Origin of the sequence: Ningiella algicola (genome assembly GCF_028401415.2) — a bacterium.
In the GTDB taxonomy this organism is placed as follows: Bacteria; Pseudomonadota; Gammaproteobacteria; order Enterobacterales; family Alteromonadaceae; genus Glaciecola.
Genome location: NZ_CP171821.2, coordinates 2,049,047 through 2,067,985, shown reverse-complemented (window position 1 = coordinate 2,067,985; position 18,939 = coordinate 2,049,047). Strand labels below are relative to the sequence as shown.

Below are 18,939 nucleotides of genomic sequence, written 5' to 3'. Positions count from 1 at the left end.
TAAGTTTTAGCAGTACAATTTAATGTGGTCATATGTGTCTTAAACAGCGCAGGTATTTAACTTTATGGATCAGTACCAAATTGAGGCTCAGGTATCACACTGGCCTTTATCAGAATTACAGGCTCCTTTGGCACGTCCTGAAAGCGAATAAGGGGCCGATATTCTGTTTCAACTAGGGCAATCGCATCTAGCACCTCGGTACCAGATAACACGTTGCCAAACACGGTATATCCCCACTCTCTGCCAGGGTTTAAATTGTCATTGCTATCCATATTAAAAAAGAACTGGCGTGTCGCAGAATGTGGGTCATTTTGCCTAGCCATAGCGATTGAGTACCAGTCATTTTTTAAGCCATTGCCCGACTCGTTTAAAATAGGCGTATTGGTTTTTTTCTCTTTAAATTCAGGTGTATAACCACCCCCTTGCACCACATAGTCACCAATCACGCGATGAAATAGCGTGTTGTCGTATTCTCCAGTGCTCACGTACTCTAGAAAATTATTGACGGTTAAGGGTGCTCTTTTACGGTTCAGCTCAATGACTAAGTCGCCCATACTGGTTTCAAATTTTACTTGAGGGTATAGGTTGTCGGCTTGGATTTTTGAGCCGGCTTGTTTGCTTGGGTCCACTTCTAAGGCGGCGGTCGAGAGGCTAACTAAAAAGCTTAAAAGTACAATAAATAAACAATTTCGTTTGATTTTCAACATATTTTGACTCGCAAAAATTGATGCTTTCTTATGATCACCCTCAACCTGCCATATCTTTTGCAAACAAGCAAATAACTCATAACAAACAACTAAATAAGGTTTAGCTAGAATATTCGCAGTGAAATGCTGAACGCATGAAAAAAAGGCTATTTGACATAAAAATAGAAAAAACACTTGAATTAGACTTAGAATTCGACTAACACTAAATGCCTTCGACAATTATATGGATATTAATTCGGTTTTTCTGATGTTTACTCATTGAAGAATAAATCGAAGATAGTTCACTCGCAAACAAGGATAGTTGACATGTCAGCCACCTCTTTTTCGGCTTACGCTTGCAAAATCGCAGTCATAACGCTGTGTATTATTCCTCTTTTAAATCTCCACAAATTGGCCTTAGCTCAAAGCAAACCGCCTGCGACACAGTCTAAGCCTGGTGAAAAACCTGTTAGCCCCTCAAAACCACTGCCCTCACGAAATAATGCCTTGTGGGACAGTGAATAATACCTGCATCATTTCGGCGATTTTAACGGCGACAAAAAGCCAGATGTGATTTTGCAAGCCAGAGCAAATACTGATGCTCATACCTTTATGAGCAATATCAATGATGCATATATTACAAGGCGAACGGCAGCGCCGATATCCACTTTAGCCATAAATTGGCTAGTATCTGAAGCAGACGTAATCGTGGGAAATTTTGACCACGACGCATTTGACGACATTGCTATAGTGCAACGTGAAACAAACGAATTGGCGATAGCGTTCGGTGATGCCAATTATCCATTTGAACGTGTTGAATTTGTTCGTTCCTTAGTATTGCCCGTGTTCATGCACCGCGAAGCACCTATTGATATCACAGGCGACTTTAACGGAGACGGTTTGACTGATGTATTATTACAGATTAGTGGCGAAAGCCCTTATAAAGAATTTGGCGAAGATGGTTCTCGTGAAGACGGAGGGAATATTTCTAGCGAAGCGAATATCTACCAAATATATACCTTTAACGAAAAAAAGTTTAAGTTTTGAGCCAAGCCAAACTATCAGCAATCCTAAATCGATCCCTTCAAATAAACAACATCATTTCTATTTTGCAGATTTTAACGATGATGGTGCCGATGATATCTTTGCGCAAGCGATGTACAGCGGTGACAGCCATTACTTTATAACAACAGACAAGAACGGTGATTTGGATACATCGAACGCGATCGTTCTCGCTTCGAATTTTGCTGGCTACGCTTGGAACGCAACGGAACATACAACCAACTTGATAGACGTGGATTTGGATGGCATTCCCGAGCTTGTGCGCATGGCAAATTCACCTTATGTTTTCGATATAGACGGTAGAATGGTGATTGATGATCAAATTAACATGGGAGAAAGTCTCGAATGTAAGCTATTGATATATCACGTCGGAGCCGGTATTGGCAAACGAGGGTGCAGAGAGAGTGGCTCTTTTGATCGAGCGAATGCATCATTACCTGATGAAGGGCAATCTAACGAAGCACTATTCGTCGACCTATCGTCACACCCAGTTTTAGGTATTTCGGGCTCAGGAGAGACACAGGGCGGTGCACCAAGCACCATGGGACGCATAAGCTCGAGCGCAGGCCAATATCCAGAGGTTGGTGGCAGTTCCCTGATATCTTGGCCGGCGGTGGATCGCGCTATTATTTACCAGTTGCAGGAGCGTTTTGCTGGAAACAATTGGAAACTCGTGCATCATGAAGCAAGACCTTCACGGCGTCGTTATTTTTCATCCGTTGGCAATTACCGCTACAGGGCTCGGGCATGCAATATGGCGTCTGGAAGTCAGACTTGTAATGCTTGGAGTCATACATATTTGGTTTACGCCTACGGTACCCCGGGTATGCCTACTAACGTACGCCAGAATTCGTTAACTTTAGAGCTTGGTCAAACTCTAGAGCTTTCATGGACGCGAGCTAGCGGCATTATTGGTTCTGGTGGGTATTACGAATTTGAAGAGCAACGACCAGGAAATTCGTCATATTCTTATCATTCTAGAACGAGCTCGGGAAATCATATTCACCATAACATCACACCCAATAAAGGTGAGGGGCGTTACCGTTATCGGTTTAAAGCCTGCAACAAAAAAAGCTCACGGTGCAGTAATTGGAAGTTTGTAACAGTAATGATTACATCACCTGTCGTAAACTCACCCGCTACAGGCTCAGTCACTATCAGTGGAGCAACGAACGTTGGTACCCGACTTAACTCATCTAATACCATTCAAGATTCAAACGGTCTGGGTAGTTTCCAATATCAATGGTTGAGAAATGGCAATAGCATAGGCGGTGCGCGTTCGTCAAGTTATGTGCTAACAAGCGTGGACGTGGGTAAACGTTTATCGCTTCGTATAAGCTTTACCGACGGAGATGGGTTTAATGAAAGTAAAACGAGTGCGCAGACGACACTAGTGACGGATGCACCGTCGACGCTGAAAAAAAGAGTCACCTACTTACACACTGACGCGCTAGGAAGCGTCGTCTCAGAATCGCAGTAAAAGGAATTCATCATGACTAAATTCAATCAAAGTACTATTGCCCTTGTGTGCGCGTCGGTTTTTGCGATTGCTACGTGTATTTATACAAGTGACGCGGCCGCAAGCGACCATAATGGTGTCAAGAGCTCACTGCCCAATTGTAGTGTTCCTGACTTAGAGGGTTACGTTTCGGAATGCGACACTAAAGGCGTGTTAGGCAAGGCTCAAAATACTCTGGATGATGCAGAAAGTACCCTAGGAGTGGTGCTTGAGCATGTTGAACGAGCTAACGTAGAAGAGAGGCTACAACCGTTTGGTAACACCATGTTGGGTGACCAAATTGACATTAGTAGTGGCTCGGTCAGTTTTAGTTATACAGATATCAGTATTCCTGGTAATTCCTTGCTGCCGGTGGCAGTAACGCGTACACGCGGTGCGGGGTATGTCAACGAAGCCTCAGGCGCTGTTGAGCGGGCGACCCTTGATGCCACCACTTTAAATAAAACCTATTACAACAATGAGCTTGGTGACTGGCAGTTAGATATTCCGCGCATTACGTGGAAGTTTCCAGTTCCCTTATCCAATCAAGGCGTGCCGCAAGGCGCACCAGTGGAAGCGAGTGACTTTTGTCGTGGCACCACTACGTATTCGGTTGCGCCTTTTGTGGAAGGTGCCCCTACATTCAACGAATCTGTTTTGCCGCATTATTCCATTACCCCGGGGATGAACATTTCACTGCCGGGTAAGGGGCAAAGTAAATTTCTTGCGGCAAGCGCAAGCGCTCGAACAGGGTTAGCACTACCTGCGAACACACTTTACATCACTAAGGACTACTGGACAGCAAAATGTGTTAACGCCAACAATGGCGCAAAAGGTCTCATCGTAAAAACACCTGATGGTACGCAATATTTGTTCAATCGATATGTAGCAGCGCCTGCCACAGGCGTGTCTATTACTCATCATATTGACGGCATCTCTCGCGATTCTATTATTCCGCGTGTTACCTCCACCCTACTCGTCAGCCGAGTTACCGATAAGCACGGTAATTATGTGGACTAAAGATTCAAAAGTTATGCTGGGTGCTTGTAACTTAGAAGTACCTCGCCTTCTATTTTCCGTAAATCTAATGAAGAACATGTCGATACGCTCCATCGATGTTGGCTGGTTTGCATAAATTAACTCAAGAGCTTCAATTATTTTCAAGCAATCTGCATTACGATACAGAAGGCAAAAAAATAATGGAGAATCTTTAAAGTCCTCAACTATGTTTGCATAGATAGCCTTTTTCAAAAGCTGAGCTTCTTCTGCCACCAACGCCTCGATTTTTTCCATAGAAAAGGCCCAGAATCCTAGACCCATTTTTTCCAATATTGATGGTTCTAGTCTCATGATGTACTTGCGTATGAATGCCCAAATTTCGTGTCGAAAACGGTAAAATGAAGGGTGCTGAAAAATGCTCAGTAGTAATCGAAATACGGCTCTATGAATATGTTCGTCCGCACTTTTTTCTATCCGGTATCTCTTATCGCGCAGAAGTAAAAGAAGCGCTGCTAATGCATTGTAGGAGCCGATTTTTTCTACTTTGTTGATTTTGACACTGCCTGGGCAATGATCAAATCGATAGAAGTGATCTGAATAAGTCGACGGTTTTAGCACAATCCGTTTAATTTGATATGGCAGCTCATCATATAGGTCATTTATATCTTCCTGCTTTAAGTCCTGCTTAAGCGAACTCCAAAGTAAAGACTGATTTAACTCCGCTATTTCTTTTGTGGCAACATCTATTTGTCGTTTGGATAGTTTAGCTCTTGAAAAAGACAATGCATCTACTAGTTTTTCTTGTGAGGCTGTAGTAATCAATGGGATGGACTCCTCCTCAACCTGACGATGCGGCATTTTTAGGCCACAATGGTAATTGTCAGAAAACCATGTTCAATTGAGGAGAAACCCATGGGTAACATTACTAGAGTAGGTGTTGATATTGCAAAGTCTATTTTTCATGTCCACGCGGTCGATAGATTTAGTGAAGTCAAATGGAAAGGAAAATATTCTAGATCTAAATGGCTCGCAGCAATAAGTCGGAAAGTACCTCATGGTGCGGAAATAGCTATGGAAGCGTGCAGCTCCGCAAATTATTGGGGGCGTGAATTACAAAAACGAGGATATAAAGTTAAAATTATTCATGCGCAATTCGTAAAGCCCTATGTCAAGAGCAATAAGAACGATGCTGTTGACGCAGAAGCTATTTGTGAAGCAATGAGTCGTCCAAGTATGCGGTTTGTTAGCTTAAAAACTGTCAGACAACAAGATGTGCAAGCGGCGCACCGAGTACGCGATAATTTAATGGTTCAAAGAACGGGTAAGGCCAATCAAATTCGTGGCTTAGTCGGTGAGTATGGATTAGTAGCGCCGATTGGTATCAAGAAGCTGCGCCAGGCTATTCCTTTGTGGCTAGAGGATGGGGACAACGGCTTATCATCCATGTTTAGGTCAATATTAAAAGGTTTATTTGATGATCTGATTAATCTTGATGAACGGATAGACGAACTAGATAAAACTATTCAAGAAGATGTTCAACAAGACCCTGTTGCCACTAAATTATTAGAGTTGAGAGGAATAGGCGTTTTGTGCGCTAGTGCTTTATCTAGTGCAATAGGAGACGGAAAGACCTACAAAAAAGGCAGAGATTTTGCTGCATCCATAGGTCTCACGCCAAGACAACATAGTACAGGTGGCAAGCCTAAATTATTAGGCATTAGCAAAAGAGGTGATGGCTATTTACGCAAACTTTTAGTGCATGGTGCTAGGGCTGTTATTAGACACGCGCATCGTCACAATGATGCTTTGAGTCAGTGGTTAATGAAGCTTACTTCCACTAAACATGTAAACATTGTCACGGTCGCGTTGGCAAACAAAACTGCTAGAGTCGCATGGGCAATAGTTAACAATAATGATAGTTATCGCCCAGAATTAATAGCTTCAGTATAAAAATTACAATTAAAACAGTTAAGTACAACAATTTCATCCAAAGTTGCAAGAGTATAGCGTGAGATGGCAAACAGGTAAGACCGACACTTGTAAAACCCAGAGCGGACGAAGAGCCTATCCGAGCTCGTGTAAGCGTTAGGGACCAAGTGTGCGAATAGCCCATAGAGGTTCGATGCTTAATAAATAGCATCATTCAGAAACCGAATATACGTAGGCAGTTTATACCATTAGCCATTAACCGAAATACTTGCAAATGAGGAGGAGTCCATATACGTCCGCCCTTCATTGAGTATACGTCGCCACTTACCACTGTCATTTACACTCGGCTCAACAAATGAATGTATAGATGTGCCGTTCATCGCAATATCCACTGTGTCACAGAAATAATGTAAGACCACCTGATTCTGTAGGTTGATGTGCGTTTTACAATTTTGTGATGTAGCCATGATTTATATTCCAGGCTGAAGTGAGTGAAGTGACTTTAGTTAATGCCAATTCTGCTGTAACTATATGATAGTAAATGAAAACAAAAAGCGCCATTTTGACATGTTGTACTGTTTTTAACGCTTTTCACTCTGAGATATTTGATTAGACTTAGTATGCACCCGTAACTTTTGAAGAGTGCTAGGAATGACTGAAGATAATGAACAAGTAGATTCACTTGCAAGCAGCCTTGAAAAAGACCTGTTGAACGCGTTTGGCCCGTTGATATACGGCCAGCTTTTATATAAGTCTTTGGGGTATACCAGTGCGGACGCATTTCGCCAGGCTGTAAGCCGAAATTCTGTGCCCGTCGACACGTTTCCGATAGAGGGTCGACGTGGAAAGTTCGCGCTAACACGAGATGTCGCCCGATGGATTGCGACGCAAAAGATAAACAATACCGGTAAAACAAATCAGGAGGTAAAAAATGAATAGTTAAAGATTGTCATTTTTCTCTGGCGCAAAAACGACAAAAGCTCAAGGTTGCACCCTTGAGCCTCTGAAAACATATCGAATTGAACACCCGATAACCAGAGTATCGTTTATTCAGCATAGCCTGTCAAATTTCTCTACTTGATTAGAGAGACAGTGCCTGCGTGCGCCTTTATTTTTTAAAACATAAATAAAGGTTTTTAACATGTTAAACATTAAACAAATCCGCTCGGCGATTAGAGCGAAGTTTTATTTGCCCAAAATTACAATACGAGAACAAGGCCGATTGGCCGACGCCTCACATCAATCCATGATGCGGCTAAACAAGCGCTGTGATGCATTAACCATGGAGTATCCCTCAATTGAGTCGATGACTGATAGCGAATTAGTGAAGACTCTGTATCCAGCATCAGTGAAGCCTGTCAAAAACAAGCGACAACCAGATATCGAAGAAATTTTGGTCGAGTTGACAAAACCAAGAGGCAAACGAAAGTCACGCACGGTTTTATATTTAGAATATGTGGCTGAGAATCCGGAAACGGCGCTTAGTCGCACTCATTTTTTCCGCATTGTGAGACAAGCATTGAAGCGCTGCAAGCTTACTATGAAGCAGCTTCATATGGCGGGTGAAATCACCTACATCGACTATGCAGGCACCAAGATTTTCTACCTTTCAAACGGTAAAAAGGTATGGGTAAAAGTGTTTGTTGCAGTCTTAGGGGCCAGCCAGAAAATGTTTGCTTGGGCTACCTATGGTGAAAAGACGCAGCACTGGATTGAAGGAATGACAAGGATGTTCGAAGATTTTGGTGGTCCATCAGAAGTCGTTGGATTGGATAATGCAAAAGCGCTGGTCACTAAGCCCGGACTCATGGCAGTTTTGAATAAAAACATCGAGGCTTTTGCTGAGCATTATGGTGTGCTTATCGATACGTGTAGGCCGAATCATCCTCAAGATAAAGCACTGGTTGAGATGATCGTAAAGTTCATCACCCAGCGAATTTTGATCCCAATGATGCAAAACCATCGCTTCTTCAGTTTGGATGAAATCAATGAACATCTGTGTAAAGAAGTTGAGAAGTTAAATAACTTACCTTTTCAAGGCACTCAGATATCTCGCAATGATTTGTTTGTTCAAAATGAAAAAGCCGCATTGAAGCCTTTGCCAGCCGTACCTTTCAAAATGTTGGTGGCGCTGGAAAAAACGCGAGTTTTGCCTGACTACCACGTCAAATACAAAGATAATTTTTACTCTGTGCCTTATCAACTTCGCGGTGAGCAAGTAGAGGTTCGAGTTGATCAAAATTCGCTCAAAGTCATTCATGACAATCATCAAGTTGCCGAGCATAAAGTGCTCAACGGTATTAAGTTGGCCAGTACACAAGACTCTCATATGCCTGCCGAGCATCTGGCTGACAAGCATAATAATAGTCAAACACGCAACCTAGCATGGGCGAAAGTAGTAGGTGAATCGATTCATGCTTTGGTCACAGATTGGTACGGTAATACGGTTAACCCTTCCTCTCGCGCAATTGGTACACGCTGTTTAAAGCTCAAATCATTTGTCAAAAAACATGGTGAAGACATTGTTGACAAAGCCTGTCAATACGCACTGTGTCACAACATGAAAACACCCGAATATGTAGCCATGATCATCAGTGCGCAAGCGCATGAGGATGGCTTTGAGAATTTACCTGTATTTAACCCTGCTCACCAGAATGTGCGTGGTAGAGAATACTATGGGGGTCATCATGAAGCTTAATGAGAAAGTACTTGATGATTTAACGGCATTGAAGCTTGAAGGTATGTGCGAGGCATTGAAGGCCCAAATGGCCAGTGCTGATGTCGCTAATATGGACTTTTTGAGTCGACTGGATGATATGTTAGCCAAGCAATTAGAGGTTTGCCAAAACAAGAAGCTGGCGTACTTGCAAAAAGCAGCCCGACTTCGCTGGCCAAATATGACCGTTGCCGATTTGGACTATTCTTTGTTTCCGTCTTTGAAGCAGGCAAAAGTCAACGAGCTGGCATTTCTCAACTGGGTGGTGAATTGTCATCACGTCATCATTACGGGTGCGACAGGCACCGGTAAGACGACAATTGCCTGTGCGCTGGCTAACAAAGCAATTAGCGAAGGTATCCCTGTGCTGTATTTTCGGTTTAACGAGCTCATCCTTAATTTGGTAGCGGCAGATAAGCAGGAGAAGTTGACGGCACTTCGACGAAAATTGCTCAAAACACCTCTTATTGTGCTTGATGACTGGGGAATATCGCCACTTAGCTCGATTGAGCGGCACTTACTGTTTGAGTTGATTGAAAGTCGTGACAAAAAAGGCTCGATGCTTATCACCTCACAATATCCAGTGAAAAGTTGGTATGACGCTTTTCAAGACCCTACATTGGCAGACGCCACGCTCGACAGAATCGTGCATCAAACTCATGAAATCAATCTCAAAGGTGGCTCAATTCGCAAAGCCATTGGCATGCAGGAGGTGCGCCATGGACAAGACAAGTAATCCAACCTATCTAGCGGCCATTTCGCAGATAGATGTAGGCGCAACCTACATTCAGCAACTGTTTGACTATTACCACCAATGCTTTTTAAGTAGTGAGTGGGCGTGTGTTTTCATAGAGCAGGCTGCACATATTCCTGGTGACTTAAAAGAGCATTCTTTCCCTTGTTTGTGTACACGCAGTTTGATTACGAAAGTGCCAAGTCGTAGAACTCTCGTCGGCGGTGCAATTCGAGGAAGACTTCAGCAGGAAGGATTGCTACTTGGCACCGGTGGTGAGCTATTCAGAGGCTGTGTGGTGTTTCCAGAGACGGATGAAAATGGGGTGATAGTTTCTGCAATTGGCTATCGCTTTGGTAAGCGTATTCGCCGCGGTCGTCCAGCCGTCATTCAATGGCAGCGTCCTGAAGCAGACCTAATGCTTTCCAATGCTATGAACAAAATTCAGGAGGTAATTCATAAAAAAGCCAACTTCTAACCACATATGGCGGTGCGTGCACTATTACCTTAAATTGTGCCAAGCACGAGGCCAAGCCAGTGATACCCTTCGTGGCAAACACTCTGGACTTAAAAAGTTCTTTATGTGGTGTTTGACGCAAAACGTCCGCTACATTGACCAAATTACTTTGGATTTAATGGATAGCTATATGGAGTATTTAAACAGCTATCGCCAATCGCTAAAGGACGCACCTCTGTGTGTTGCACAGAAACGGAATTTGCTCACGTTTGTTAAAACCTTCGTTGAAAAGATGCATGCAAAAGGTCTTATTGATTTCAATTCACTTCAGCACATCGAATTACCTAGCAAGGGAAGATCGTTACCAAAAGCACTATTCACGCAGCAGGAAATTGAGCAAATACTGTCAATTGCATTGCAATTTGGCTTACGTGGATATCGTGATCGCGCCATCATGGAAGTATTTTACGCGACAGGTATTCGGCGCACTGAATTACAAGCGCTTGATATTGACGATGTAAACCTCAACGACCGACTGCTTAGGGTAAATCATGGTAAAGGTGGAAAAGAACGCATTGTGCCAATAAGCGCTCGAGCGTGCGAATGGATAGCGCTGTATCTCACAAAAGTTAGAGGGCAGTTTGCTAATATCGCATCGGGCGGCACATTGTTTTTAGCAAACAATGGTAAGGCGTATAAACCTGGCAAGCTCTCAGAAATGGTCGGTCGATACGTTAAGCTAAGTGGTATGAAGCGCGGTGGTGCATGTCACTTGTTTCGGCATGCTACAGCCACCATTATGCTGGATAATGGCGCAGAGCTTCGACATGTACAGGAGATGCTCGGACATGCCGACATTTCCACTACACAAATATATACGCATGTGTCTCGCATCAAACTTGGTGAGGTGTACAACAAAAGTCATCCGTCAGCTTTGAGTGATGAGCGTTTATATTAATCAGCCCTAGCAATAGTAATGCAAATGCATTACTATTGTTTCATTCGACCAATTGAGGACATTGTTATGCCACAATTACCGTTAGAAACAGAATCAACTTTAACTGAGCGTTTTCAGACGACAGTGCCTAGTGTTGTGCGTAAAGCTTTGCACTTGGGTAAAAGAGACAAGATTAAGTTTACTGTCCAAGCGGATGGGAACGTCACATTATCTCGTGCTGAGCAAAGTGAAACTGACCCAGCCCTTGATGCATTTTTGTCATTTTTAGGCCATGACATACAAAACCATCCAGAGCGAATTCAACCTCTCAGTGCTTCAATGAAAGATAGTGTCGCGTCATTGATTACTGATGTCGAGATTGACTTGGATGCACCGCTTTCAGAAGACGATGAATAACCTTGCCTGATACACTGCCTATTGTTGTTAATGGTTGGACGCTTTATGCCCATCCTTTATTCGTTGAGCAATTCGAAGTATTGACTGAAAAAGTCGAGAAGCTGAAAGCAAAAGATCCGAAAGGTTATGTGAAGAAGAATGCCACTAAACGATTGGCTGCTATTCATAAACTGGCCTTTGAAATAATCCCGCAAGACCCTACTAAGTCTGAATACCGCCAAGGTACAACTTTAGGCGACCACAATAAACACTGGTTCAGAGCAAAATTCTTTCAACAATATCGACTCTTTTTTCGCTATCATCAAGCTTCCAAAATTATTGTTTATGCGTGGGTTAACGATGAAAAAACCAAACGCGCATATGAAAGCAAAAACGACGCATATAAAGTGTTTGCTAAAATGCTGGCTTCAGGTAATCCACCTGATAGTTGGGACGCTCTTTTAAAAATGGCTTCTGCTCTAACATCAGATAAATAGTCGTCTTTGAACGTAAGCGATCAAAATAGACCGTTCTTCACCCACTCGTAAGCATAATTTAAGATCGCGTCATTGATAAATACAGGAGACCTATCAATGACCAGACGAACAAGTGAAGAATGGCAACGCCTCATCGACGAGCAAGCCGTTAGCGAGATGACAATCCAGCAGTTTTGTCAGTCGCGCAACATCAATCAATCTACGTTTTACCTGCAACGCAAAAAGCGCAGTGACAGTCACTTAGCGCAAGCGCCATCTCAGTGGTTGCCGATTGATACGAAGTCAATGGCCTTGCCAGACACGCGCCAATGGCAAATTGAGCTAACGCTACCAAACGGTGTCGTGCTGAATATGAGTACTGATGGCTGATGTTGTCCTCTACCAATGCACGCATTTGGTTGTATTTGGGCATTGCCGATATGCGCAAACAGTTTGACGGCTTGGCGGCCTTGGTGAAACACCAGATGCAACTGCCTGCGCATGCAGGCGATTGGTTTGTGTTTGTGAATCGTAAACGCACGATGATGAAGGTGCTGTATTATCATCAAGGTGGGTACTGTTTGTGGTCAAAACGACTGGAGCGCGGCACCTTTGCCAAGGTGGCGGGTAACGATGGCAAACTATCGCTCAATGCCGCGCAACTGCAGTGTTTAATAGATGGTATTTATTGGCAAAAAGGCAAACAAAACAAGCGACTTAAGTAGCTGAATTTGCTATACTTCGCGGCATGAAAAGCGCCTCAACCAGTATACAAAACAGCACGCATATTCCTATCGAAGAATATGAAAAAGTGCGTGCGCAAATGGCAGCATTACAGCAACAAGTTGACTGGTTTAAACGCCAATTGTTTGGGCGCAAATCAGAAAAACACATCATCGATAATCCTGACCAAGCCAACTTGTTTGGTCAAGCTCAGGATGAAGGTTTACCGTCTGCGCCTAAAAAAGCCGTCAAAGGCTATGCGCGTTCAGTCAAGCAAAAAGATGAAAATAACGTCAATGACACTGGTCTTCGCTTTACTGATGATGTACCGACAAAAGTGATTGATGTCCCATGTCCGGAGCTTGAAGGTGAAGATGCAGATAACTATGAGGTCATTGGCGTAAAAGAAAGCCATCGCTTGGCACAATTGCCAGGTAGCTATCAAATTCTCATTTACCGCAAAAATGTACTCAAGCACAAAGACAGTGGGGATATCCAATCGCCTAAAACACCACTTAACGTACTAGAAGGCACCTATGCCGATGTGTCCTTATTAGCAGGGCTCATGGTAGATAAAGCGGTTTATCATTTACCCCTTCATCGCCAGCATCTGCGGATGTTGCAATCGGGGGTCACGCTATCACGCGCTACCCTAATTAATTATGTTAGCCAAGGGATTGATTTACTGACCCCTATCGCCAAAGCGGTGCTTGGCAATATACTGAGTGGGGGGAACATCAGTATGGATGAAACGCCGATGAAGGCGGGTCGACAATCCTCGACTCGCCGCAGCCGCACATCAAGCCAACCATCAAAAACAATGAAGCAAACGTACTTCTGGCCGATGTATGGTGAGCAAGATGAAGTGGCCTTTACCTGGTCGTCTTCTCGCGGTAAACAACATGCAATGGAGCAACTAGCAGGCTTTAACGGCACCTTGTTAAGCGATGGTTATGCGGTATATAGCCAAGTCATTGATACGCTTAATCATCAAGGTCAAACAATTACCCATGCAGCGTGCTGGGCGCACACGCGCCGCTACTTCGAAAAAGCATTGGATTATCACCCTAAAGAGGCGCAATACGCCTTGGCTGAAATACAAAAGCTATACAAGATTGAAGCGCACATACGAAAACAGGCACTTAATGCCGAGGATACCGTGCAATATCGCCTTAAACACAGTGAGCCTATCATTACTGCATTATTCAAATGGATATACGAGCAGCGCCAGAGACCTGAATTACTGCCTAAAGACCCGTTAACCAAAGCACTTGCTTATGCCTATGAGCGCCATCATGAGTTAAAAACTTACCTCACTCATGCGCAAGTCAGCATCGATACGAACCACTTGGAGAGAGCCCTGCGCGTTATCCCTATGGGAAGAAAGAATCACTTGTTCTGTTGGAGTGAACTAGGCGCAAAACAGCTTGGCGTCTTGCATACACTCACCGTGACGTGCAAATTACACAACATCAATCCGTATCACTACTTGGTGGATGTACTGCAGCGCGTCTCACAACATCCGGCAAAAGACGTTATCGATTTAACCCCTCGGCGCTGGAAAGTCCTGTTCGCAGACAAACGCCTGCGCTCAGATATAGAAAAGTAAGCACACCATGACAAATAAAGACATCAAAACCACGATAGACATCAGCCATTTATCCATTGACCAACTATATATACTCAATCAATTTGTATGTGAGCGCATCGATGAGCTACAAAAGCAGCAAGACGAAGCCGCGATTGCCATCTTACGACCTGGTATGAAAGTGCAATTTACTCATGACGGCACGACAGTCACCGGCACGTTACTTAAGAAAAACCGAAAAACGGTGTTGATTGCCAACGACAACGCAAAAACACATCACAAAGTACCGGCAGGCATAGTCAGGCATATTAGCGCTGCACCACTAGACCTAAATCAAACGGTTGTAAAGAACGGTCTAAAATGATCGCTTACATTACAACTTCACTGCTCGCAATACAACAAACTTCCGATTGCTAGCAATAAGCTCGCAGTGACCGAATAAACGTTTTAGCTTATGGAAGTAATCTAAGTGTCGATTTGCCACTACACGCAGCTCTCCTTTGGTGGTCAGTACCTCATGTGCGTCAACAAACATCTGGCAGGCGATATCATCCAAAATCACATTTTGTTGATGAAACGGTGGATTGCAAAGCACTAAATCAGGCTCTTGCCAACGGTGTTCGTCGTTAGCTTCAACTAAACTTGAGAGGCAATGACTTACAGTGAAATCGAGCTCCTGCTCTGCGTGCGCAGCCTGATCTAAAAGCGCTGTTTGAGCGGTTAATTTCGCAGATTCCACCGCCATATATGACTCGTCAACGAAGCTGACTTTCGTATGGGGATTGGCTAAGGCAAAAGCCGTCCCTAAGACGCCATTTCCACATCCTAAGTCTATGCAGTGCGAAAAGGTTCCATTGGGCATATTTTTAAGTAGCAAACGAGCGCCTATATCTAGATGCTCTCTGCAGAACACATTTGCATGGTTGAAAAGGGTAAAGGGCAAGGTCTCATCCTTTACTTGCGTGGGAAAACTGTTCGCGTTAGCCAACGCCTGCTCTTCGCTTACCGATAGCTTCGAGAAAATAAGTCGAGACTTTTTCTTCGCCAGCGATGTTTTTGTCTCGCCGATTAATTTTTCAAATAGCTTAAGCACATTTGATGTGATCGCTTTGACCTTGGCACAGGCAATGATGCTTGTGTTTTCGTCAATCAGGGGGCGAAGCAAAATAAGCGCTTGTTCGAGCATGGACATGGAACGAGGCAGTTTTATTATGAGCAATGATAATTTTTGATCGGGTGCTTCGTTTAAACTCAAAACATTGCGTACTTTGATTTCGCCGAGTTTATTACGCTGAGCATTTGCATAAATTGCTAGCTCAGACATATGCGAATCTGTGTAAACAATGGGATGGTGCTCACTTAAGGCGCAAGCAAGCGCGCCAAAATCGTCATTCACAATGGCCATTTGACTAAAGTCAGCTGGCGCAAGCCTGTTTGCATCTAGCTCATCAGAAAGGTATTGCAAAAGGTATTCGTCGGCGCTGTCCCATGCCTGTAAGGAAGAACGTGGATGCTGGTCAGGAAATCTCATAAGCGTCAGAGCTTTTTGCGCACTGTTGAAGTATGTATTTGTGTTCAAGCGTAAGATGTGGGTATGTTGATGCGTAATAAACGAATAATAACATCATTTATGTAAAATAAACCGTATGCAAAACAGTCAATTGATGTTCGATGCCCTTGTTGGTAGTGATATGCCCATTAAACGAGAGTTTAAACGCATTGATATGGAAGATGCGGATGTCTGGTATTGCAAGTCATGGATTAAGTCACAGCAAGCGGATCGATTGCTTACTTATTTCATTGAGCATTTACAATGGCAGCAGGTTAGCATACAAATGTTTGGAAAAAGCTGTAAGGTACCAAGGTTGCAGGCATGGTATGGGGATGAGGGAAGTGACTATGCTTATTCTGGGTTATCGATGTCGCCACTGCCATGGGAATCAAAACTTAAGGAGCTCAAGAAGTACTGTGAATTAAGCTGTCAAACTCAGTTTAATTCTGTGCTCGCAAATTACTATCGAGATGGCAGTGATAGTATGGGTATGCATTCAGATAATGAACCAGAGCTTGGTGCTCAACCCGTTATCGCGTCGGTAAGCTTGGGGGAGTTGCGAAACTTTGATTTTAAACACATCAAAACAAAACAAAAACAGCGTTTGCTGCTTGAACATGGTTCGCTTCTCATCATGCGCGGCGACACCCAGCGATATTGGCATCACGGCATCAACAAAAGCAAAAAATTGCTTGGGCCGAGACTAAATTTTACCTTTAGACAAATAAAGTGAAGATATGAATACAACCGTACAAAAAGCCATTGAAACCAAGCTAAGCGAAGCGCTCTCGCCAGCCTTACTCAAGGTTGAAAACGAAAGTCACATGCATTCCGTACCGCCAAATTCTGAGACGCATTTTAAGGTGACAATCGTCAGTGAGAACTTTGATTCTCTTCGTCTAATTCAGCGGCATCGTATGGTAAACAAGGCGCTTGAGGAAGAGTTGGCCGGTCCGGTGCATGCGCTTGCTCTGCATACATTTACGCATAAAGAGTGGACAGACAAACATGGCAGTGTTCCTGAATCTCCAAACTGTTTGGGCGGGACGAATTTATAGCGTAGTGTTGAGCTGGCTTTTAAGCCCTTGCATCAGTTCTTCGAAGCTTAAAGGCTCAGAAAACAAATAACCCTGAATAAGGTCGCATTGAAGCTTCTCTAGCAAATAAAACTGCTCGAGCGTGTCAACGCCATCAGCAATGCATTGAAATTGACAGTTTTTAGCGAAGCCTATTAATGATTTAATTAACCCTTGCGCTTTGATGTAGTCATTGGAATTATCACTATCTTGAGCAGTATTTAGGCCTTCAATTAGCCTTCTATCAATTTTGATTGAATCAATGGGGTACTCAATTAAATGACTTAAAATCGTATGGCTGCTGCCAAACTTATCGATTGTTAGTGTAAGCCCCGCTTGATGAAGCGCATTAAACGCAATCACAACGTTGTCGTGATCCGCCATCGTATTAATTTCTGATATTTCTATACAAAGTGAGCTCGGTGCTACTTGATATTGCTCAATTAAAGTCAGCAGATAATCGCTAAAGTGTCTATCTTGAAGTTCTGAAGCACTAACATTGATGCAAAACTTCAGTCCAAGCAAATCGAGTTCAGATGAATATTGGCTCAAATAGCGAAGCGTCTTTTTAAGGACCCAAGCATCTAATTGTTCGTGCAGTGAAAACTCTGTCGCAATGCTCGCTAACTCTTCCTCGCTGAAATCGGGCAGCCGAGGAGATGCAATTTTTCGTAGTACTTCAACTTGTGTAACTTGTTTTTTGTCGGTATCAAAAATAGGCATAAACTGTAAGGCAAGTTCATCATTGTTGATGGCATGAAGGACTTTATCGGCTGTTTTCTGACGGTTCGTTTGCTCCTTCTCAACCGACTCATCATAGGCTTTTACTTGATTCTTCCCTCGTTTTTTAGCGAAGTACATTGCTGCATCTGCCTGTCTGAAAATTTCCTTGGTGTCAGGTGTGCTCATGTACATCGATGCAACGCCCATGCTAACGTTAATTTTTATTGGATTACCATCAAGCTTAATGGGTGTAACTAATCGTTTAAGTACTGCCTCGCCCAAAGCAGTAGCATCTTCGCTGTCAACATCCACGGCAACAACAATAAATTCATCCCCCGATAGGCGAACAAGCTTCCCGCGATTGATTGCAGAATGACTCGATTTAATGCATTCATTAACACTTTTACAAAAGGCTTTGAGCAGTAAGTCACCTACGTAGTGACCGTAGGAATCATTAGTATGTTTAAAGTCATCAATATCCATGTAAAGCACAGCGAGACTGCGTTCTTGAGCGTTATGTCCTATTTTGCGTTCGAGCCAATCAACCAAGCCTCTTCTATTGAGCAGTTTTGTAAGCGGGTCAATAAATGAGGTGAGGCGCTGATTTGCGCGCTGACGGTCAACCAACAGGAAGATTACCAGCACCATAATGGTAATGATGATCCCAAGAATGTGGTTCAACTCAAGCAACTCACCGTGCAGGACCACATCCGTAATTTCAAGGCGGTAAACACTTTTGGGGCTTGGGTCTTTCCAAATGAGTTCGAAGGTTTGAACATTGGTAAGTTCAGGCTGTGCCGTATCGAACTCTACGTTATAGCGAGTTTGCCACCAGCTTTCTACTTGGAAATAGTCTAGCGGCACAACGTATGTTTCATCTTCTTGGTCTAAGTAAAACTCTACGCTATTAAATTTATGCGATGTATAGTCTTCAAGCGTTGAGTAGGAAGGATTGAAGTTTTTGAGTGACAACTTCACTTTTTGATTATCATGATCTGAACGTTTGCGTATACGAAGCTCTATGGCGGTATAGTTGCTCAAATCTACGCCAGTACCTACTTTTTCGTGCGTATGTAATGAAGCGCCGCAGAAAGGATCAGGATTTTGGTTCGGGAAAATGCAAATAACGTCCACAAGAGAATCTCTCATGGTAACGTCAGATAGCGTGCCGCCCTGATAGACTTGATGAACACCTTTTATGATGTTTGATTTGAAAGCATTTTCTCGTATTTCAAAGGCACCAAATACATAGCATAGTAACAACACTACTGAGGTGATGCACAAGGCAGAAATAAAGTGAATGTGCGTAAAACGCTTCATCAAGCTTCAGATATTAATATAAGAAATAAAGATTCTTTGTTATCGGCCATTGCGCAAAATTTTCAAGT

At 43.3% G+C, this 18,939-nt stretch carries 22 protein-coding genes; 17 read left to right on the top strand and 5 right to left on the bottom strand.

Translation table 11 applies throughout. The annotated features are described in order from the left end of the window. Window positions 1–62: 62 nt before the first annotated feature. Window positions 63–707 carry a peptidylprolyl isomerase gene (locus tag PN836_RS09065; RefSeq protein WP_395344926.1) on the bottom strand — a complete coding sequence of 215 codons (645 nt, stop codon included), beginning with the start codon at window positions 705–707 and terminating at the stop codon, window positions 63–65. A gap of 549 nt (window positions 708–1,256) precedes the next feature. Here PN836_RS09065 and PN836_RS09060 point away from each other — a divergent pair. The 3 genes from PN836_RS09060 to PN836_RS09050 are packed head-to-tail and all read left to right on the top strand — an operon-like array spanning window position 1,257 to window position 4,266. Then, window positions 1,257–1,733: a hypothetical protein gene (locus tag PN836_RS09060; RefSeq protein WP_395344924.1), complete on the top strand. Its 477-nt coding sequence runs from the start codon at window positions 1,257–1,259 to the stop codon at window positions 1,731–1,733. Further along, window positions 1,654–3,228, top strand: coding sequence for a hypothetical protein (locus PN836_RS09055; RefSeq protein WP_395344922.1), 1,575 nt, complete (start codon window positions 1,654–1,656; stop codon window positions 3,226–3,228). The genes PN836_RS09060 and PN836_RS09055 overlap by 80 nt, the downstream gene beginning before the upstream one ends. A 12-nt stretch (window positions 3,229–3,240) precedes the next feature. Next, window positions 3,241–4,266, top strand: a complete 1,026-nt coding sequence (locus PN836_RS09050; RefSeq protein WP_395344920.1) for a hypothetical protein — start codon at window positions 3,241–3,243, stop codon at window positions 4,264–4,266. Here the strand turns inward: PN836_RS09050 and PN836_RS09045 are convergent. Beyond that, window positions 4,219–5,067, bottom strand: a complete 849-nt coding sequence (locus PN836_RS09045; protein ID WP_395344918.1) for a hypothetical protein — start codon at window positions 5,065–5,067, stop codon at window positions 4,219–4,221. The two genes, PN836_RS09050 and PN836_RS09045, sit on opposite strands and share 48 nt — an antisense overlap. A gap of 90 nt (window positions 5,068–5,157) precedes the next feature. Between PN836_RS09045 and PN836_RS09040 the strand changes: the two genes are divergently transcribed. Further along, window positions 5,158–6,195 carry an IS110 family transposase gene (locus PN836_RS09040; RefSeq protein ID WP_395339549.1) on the top strand — a complete coding sequence of 346 codons (1,038 nt, stop codon included), beginning with the start codon at window positions 5,158–5,160 and terminating at the stop codon, window positions 6,193–6,195. Between the two features lie 227 nt (window positions 6,196–6,422). On the opposite strand, the gene PN836_RS09035 is transcribed toward PN836_RS09040, so the two are convergent. Continuing rightward, window positions 6,423–6,641 (bottom strand): hypothetical protein, encoded by a 219-nt coding sequence (locus PN836_RS09035; RefSeq protein ID WP_395344916.1) that lies wholly within the window; start codon window positions 6,639–6,641, stop codon window positions 6,423–6,425. Window positions 6,642–6,825: 184 nt separating this feature from the next. On the opposite strand from PN836_RS09035, the gene PN836_RS09030 reads away from it, so the two are divergent. The 11 genes from PN836_RS09030 to PN836_RS08980 all read left to right on the top strand — a co-directional run bounded on the left by PN836_RS09030 (window position 6,826) and on the right by PN836_RS08980 (window position 14,564). Beyond that, window positions 6,826–7,113, top strand: a complete 288-nt coding sequence (locus PN836_RS09030; protein WP_395344914.1) for a hypothetical protein — start codon at window positions 6,826–6,828, stop codon at window positions 7,111–7,113. Between the two features lie 202 nt (window positions 7,114–7,315). Then, a complete protein-coding gene (gene istA, locus PN836_RS09025) occupies window positions 7,316–8,872 on the top strand; it encodes an IS21 family transposase (protein WP_395344912.1) in 1,557 nt (518 codons plus the stop codon). Then, entirely contained in the window at window positions 8,862–9,626 is a 765-nt protein-coding gene (gene istB, locus PN836_RS09020) for an IS21-like element helper ATPase IstB (RefSeq protein ID WP_395344910.1), read from the top strand. The genes istA and istB overlap by 11 nt, the downstream gene beginning before the upstream one ends. Beyond that, window positions 9,610–10,101 (top strand): hypothetical protein, encoded by a 492-nt coding sequence (locus PN836_RS09015; RefSeq protein ID WP_395344908.1) that lies wholly within the window; start codon window positions 9,610–9,612, stop codon window positions 10,099–10,101. Before istB ends, PN836_RS09015 begins: the two co-directional genes overlap by 17 nt. Before the next feature lie 16 nt (window positions 10,102–10,117). Then, complete coding sequence (locus tag PN836_RS09010; protein ID WP_395344906.1) at window positions 10,118–11,038, top strand: tyrosine-type recombinase/integrase; 921 nt, start codon at window positions 10,118–10,120, stop codon at window positions 11,036–11,038. Between the two features lie 66 nt (window positions 11,039–11,104). Continuing rightward, complete coding sequence (locus tag PN836_RS09005; RefSeq protein ID WP_395344904.1) at window positions 11,105–11,434, top strand: type II toxin-antitoxin system PrlF family antitoxin; 330 nt, start codon at window positions 11,105–11,107, stop codon at window positions 11,432–11,434. 20 nt (window positions 11,435–11,454) lie between these two features. Beyond that, complete coding sequence (locus PN836_RS09000; RefSeq protein WP_395345572.1) at window positions 11,455–11,910, top strand: type II toxin-antitoxin system YhaV family toxin; 456 nt, start codon at window positions 11,455–11,457, stop codon at window positions 11,908–11,910. A gap of 96 nt (window positions 11,911–12,006) precedes the next feature. Beyond that, window positions 12,007–12,279 carry an IS66 family insertion sequence element accessory protein TnpA gene (gene tnpA, locus PN836_RS08995; RefSeq protein ID WP_395338416.1) on the top strand — a complete coding sequence of 91 codons (273 nt, stop codon included), beginning with the start codon at window positions 12,007–12,009 and terminating at the stop codon, window positions 12,277–12,279. Continuing rightward, a complete protein-coding gene (tnpB, locus tag PN836_RS08990) occupies window positions 12,279–12,614 on the top strand; it encodes an IS66 family insertion sequence element accessory protein TnpB (RefSeq protein WP_395338414.1) in 336 nt (111 codons plus the stop codon). The genes tnpA and tnpB overlap by 1 nt, the downstream gene beginning before the upstream one ends. A 23-nt stretch (window positions 12,615–12,637) precedes the next feature. Further along, on the top strand, window positions 12,638–14,221 hold the full coding sequence (gene tnpC, locus PN836_RS08985) for an IS66 family transposase (protein WP_395341210.1): 1,584 nt from the start codon (window positions 12,638–12,640) through the stop codon (window positions 14,219–14,221). A 7-nt stretch (window positions 14,222–14,228) separates the two neighbouring features. Then, window positions 14,229–14,564 carry a hypothetical protein gene (locus tag PN836_RS08980; RefSeq protein ID WP_395341776.1) on the top strand — a complete coding sequence of 112 codons (336 nt, stop codon included), beginning with the start codon at window positions 14,229–14,231 and terminating at the stop codon, window positions 14,562–14,564. Window positions 14,565–14,573: 9 nt separating this feature from the next. Here PN836_RS08980 and PN836_RS08975 read toward each other — a convergent pair whose 3' ends face one another. After that, window positions 14,574–15,731 (bottom strand): methyltransferase, encoded by a 1,158-nt coding sequence (locus PN836_RS08975; RefSeq protein WP_395344902.1) that lies wholly within the window; start codon window positions 15,729–15,731, stop codon window positions 14,574–14,576. A gap of 115 nt (window positions 15,732–15,846) precedes the next feature. On the opposite strand from PN836_RS08975, the gene PN836_RS08970 reads away from it, so the two are divergent. After that, window positions 15,847–16,485, top strand: a complete 639-nt coding sequence (locus tag PN836_RS08970) for an alpha-ketoglutarate-dependent dioxygenase AlkB family protein (protein WP_395344900.1) — start codon at window positions 15,847–15,849, stop codon at window positions 16,483–16,485. Between the two features lie 4 nt (window positions 16,486–16,489). After that, window positions 16,490–16,810 (top strand): BolA family protein, encoded by a 321-nt coding sequence (locus tag PN836_RS08965; RefSeq protein ID WP_395344898.1) that lies wholly within the window; start codon window positions 16,490–16,492, stop codon window positions 16,808–16,810. Here the strand turns inward: PN836_RS08965 and PN836_RS08960 are convergent. Next, on the bottom strand, window positions 16,805–18,871 hold the full coding sequence (locus tag PN836_RS08960) for a putative bifunctional diguanylate cyclase/phosphodiesterase (protein WP_395344896.1): 2,067 nt from the start codon (window positions 18,869–18,871) through the stop codon (window positions 16,805–16,807). The two genes, PN836_RS08965 and PN836_RS08960, sit on opposite strands and share 6 nt — an antisense overlap. Window positions 18,872–18,939 lie beyond the last annotated feature (68 nt).

What these genes read in the sequence shown, in the direction of transcription:
- tnpA (WP_395338416.1), top strand. Translation starts at nt 12,007, where the DNA reads ATGACCAGACGAACAAGTGAAGAATGGCAACGCCTCATCGACGAGCAA.
- PN836_RS09030 (WP_395344914.1), top strand. Translation starts at nt 6,826, where the DNA reads ATGACTGAAGATAATGAACAAGTAGATTCACTTGCAAGCAGCCTTGAA.
- PN836_RS09050 (WP_395344920.1), top strand. Translation starts at nt 3,241, where the DNA reads ATGACTAAATTCAATCAAAGTACTATTGCCCTTGTGTGCGCGTCGGTT.
- PN836_RS08975 (WP_395344902.1), bottom strand. Translation starts at nt 15,731, where the DNA reads ATGAGATTTCCTGACCAGCATCCACGTTCTTCCTTACAGGCATGGGAC.
- PN836_RS09065 (WP_395344926.1), bottom strand. Translation starts at nt 707, where the DNA reads ATGTTGAAAATCAAACGAAATTGTTTATTTATTGTACTTTTAAGCTTT.
- PN836_RS09005 (WP_395344904.1), top strand. Translation starts at nt 11,105, where the DNA reads ATGCCACAATTACCGTTAGAAACAGAATCAACTTTAACTGAGCGTTTT.
- tnpC (WP_395341210.1), top strand. Translation starts at nt 12,638, where the DNA reads ATGAAAAGCGCCTCAACCAGTATACAAAACAGCACGCATATTCCTATC.
- PN836_RS08965 (WP_395344898.1), top strand. Translation starts at nt 16,490, where the DNA reads ATGAATACAACCGTACAAAAAGCCATTGAAACCAAGCTAAGCGAAGCG.
- PN836_RS08960 (WP_395344896.1), bottom strand. Translation starts at nt 18,871, where the DNA reads ATGAAGCGTTTTACGCACATTCACTTTATTTCTGCCTTGTGCATCACC.
- PN836_RS08980 (WP_395341776.1), top strand. Translation starts at nt 14,229, where the DNA reads ATGACAAATAAAGACATCAAAACCACGATAGACATCAGCCATTTATCC.
- istA (WP_395344912.1), top strand. Translation starts at nt 7,316, where the DNA reads ATGTTAAACATTAAACAAATCCGCTCGGCGATTAGAGCGAAGTTTTAT.
- PN836_RS09015 (WP_395344908.1), top strand. Translation starts at nt 9,610, where the DNA reads ATGGACAAGACAAGTAATCCAACCTATCTAGCGGCCATTTCGCAGATA.
- PN836_RS09040 (WP_395339549.1), top strand. Translation starts at nt 5,158, where the DNA reads ATGGGTAACATTACTAGAGTAGGTGTTGATATTGCAAAGTCTATTTTT.
- istB (WP_395344910.1), top strand. Translation starts at nt 8,862, where the DNA reads ATGAAGCTTAATGAGAAAGTACTTGATGATTTAACGGCATTGAAGCTT.
- tnpB (WP_395338414.1), top strand. Translation starts at nt 12,279, where the DNA reads ATGTTGTCCTCTACCAATGCACGCATTTGGTTGTATTTGGGCATTGCC.
- PN836_RS09035 (WP_395344916.1), bottom strand. Translation starts at nt 6,641, where the DNA reads ATGGCTACATCACAAAATTGTAAAACGCACATCAACCTACAGAATCAG.
- PN836_RS08970 (WP_395344900.1), top strand. Translation starts at nt 15,847, where the DNA reads ATGCAAAACAGTCAATTGATGTTCGATGCCCTTGTTGGTAGTGATATG.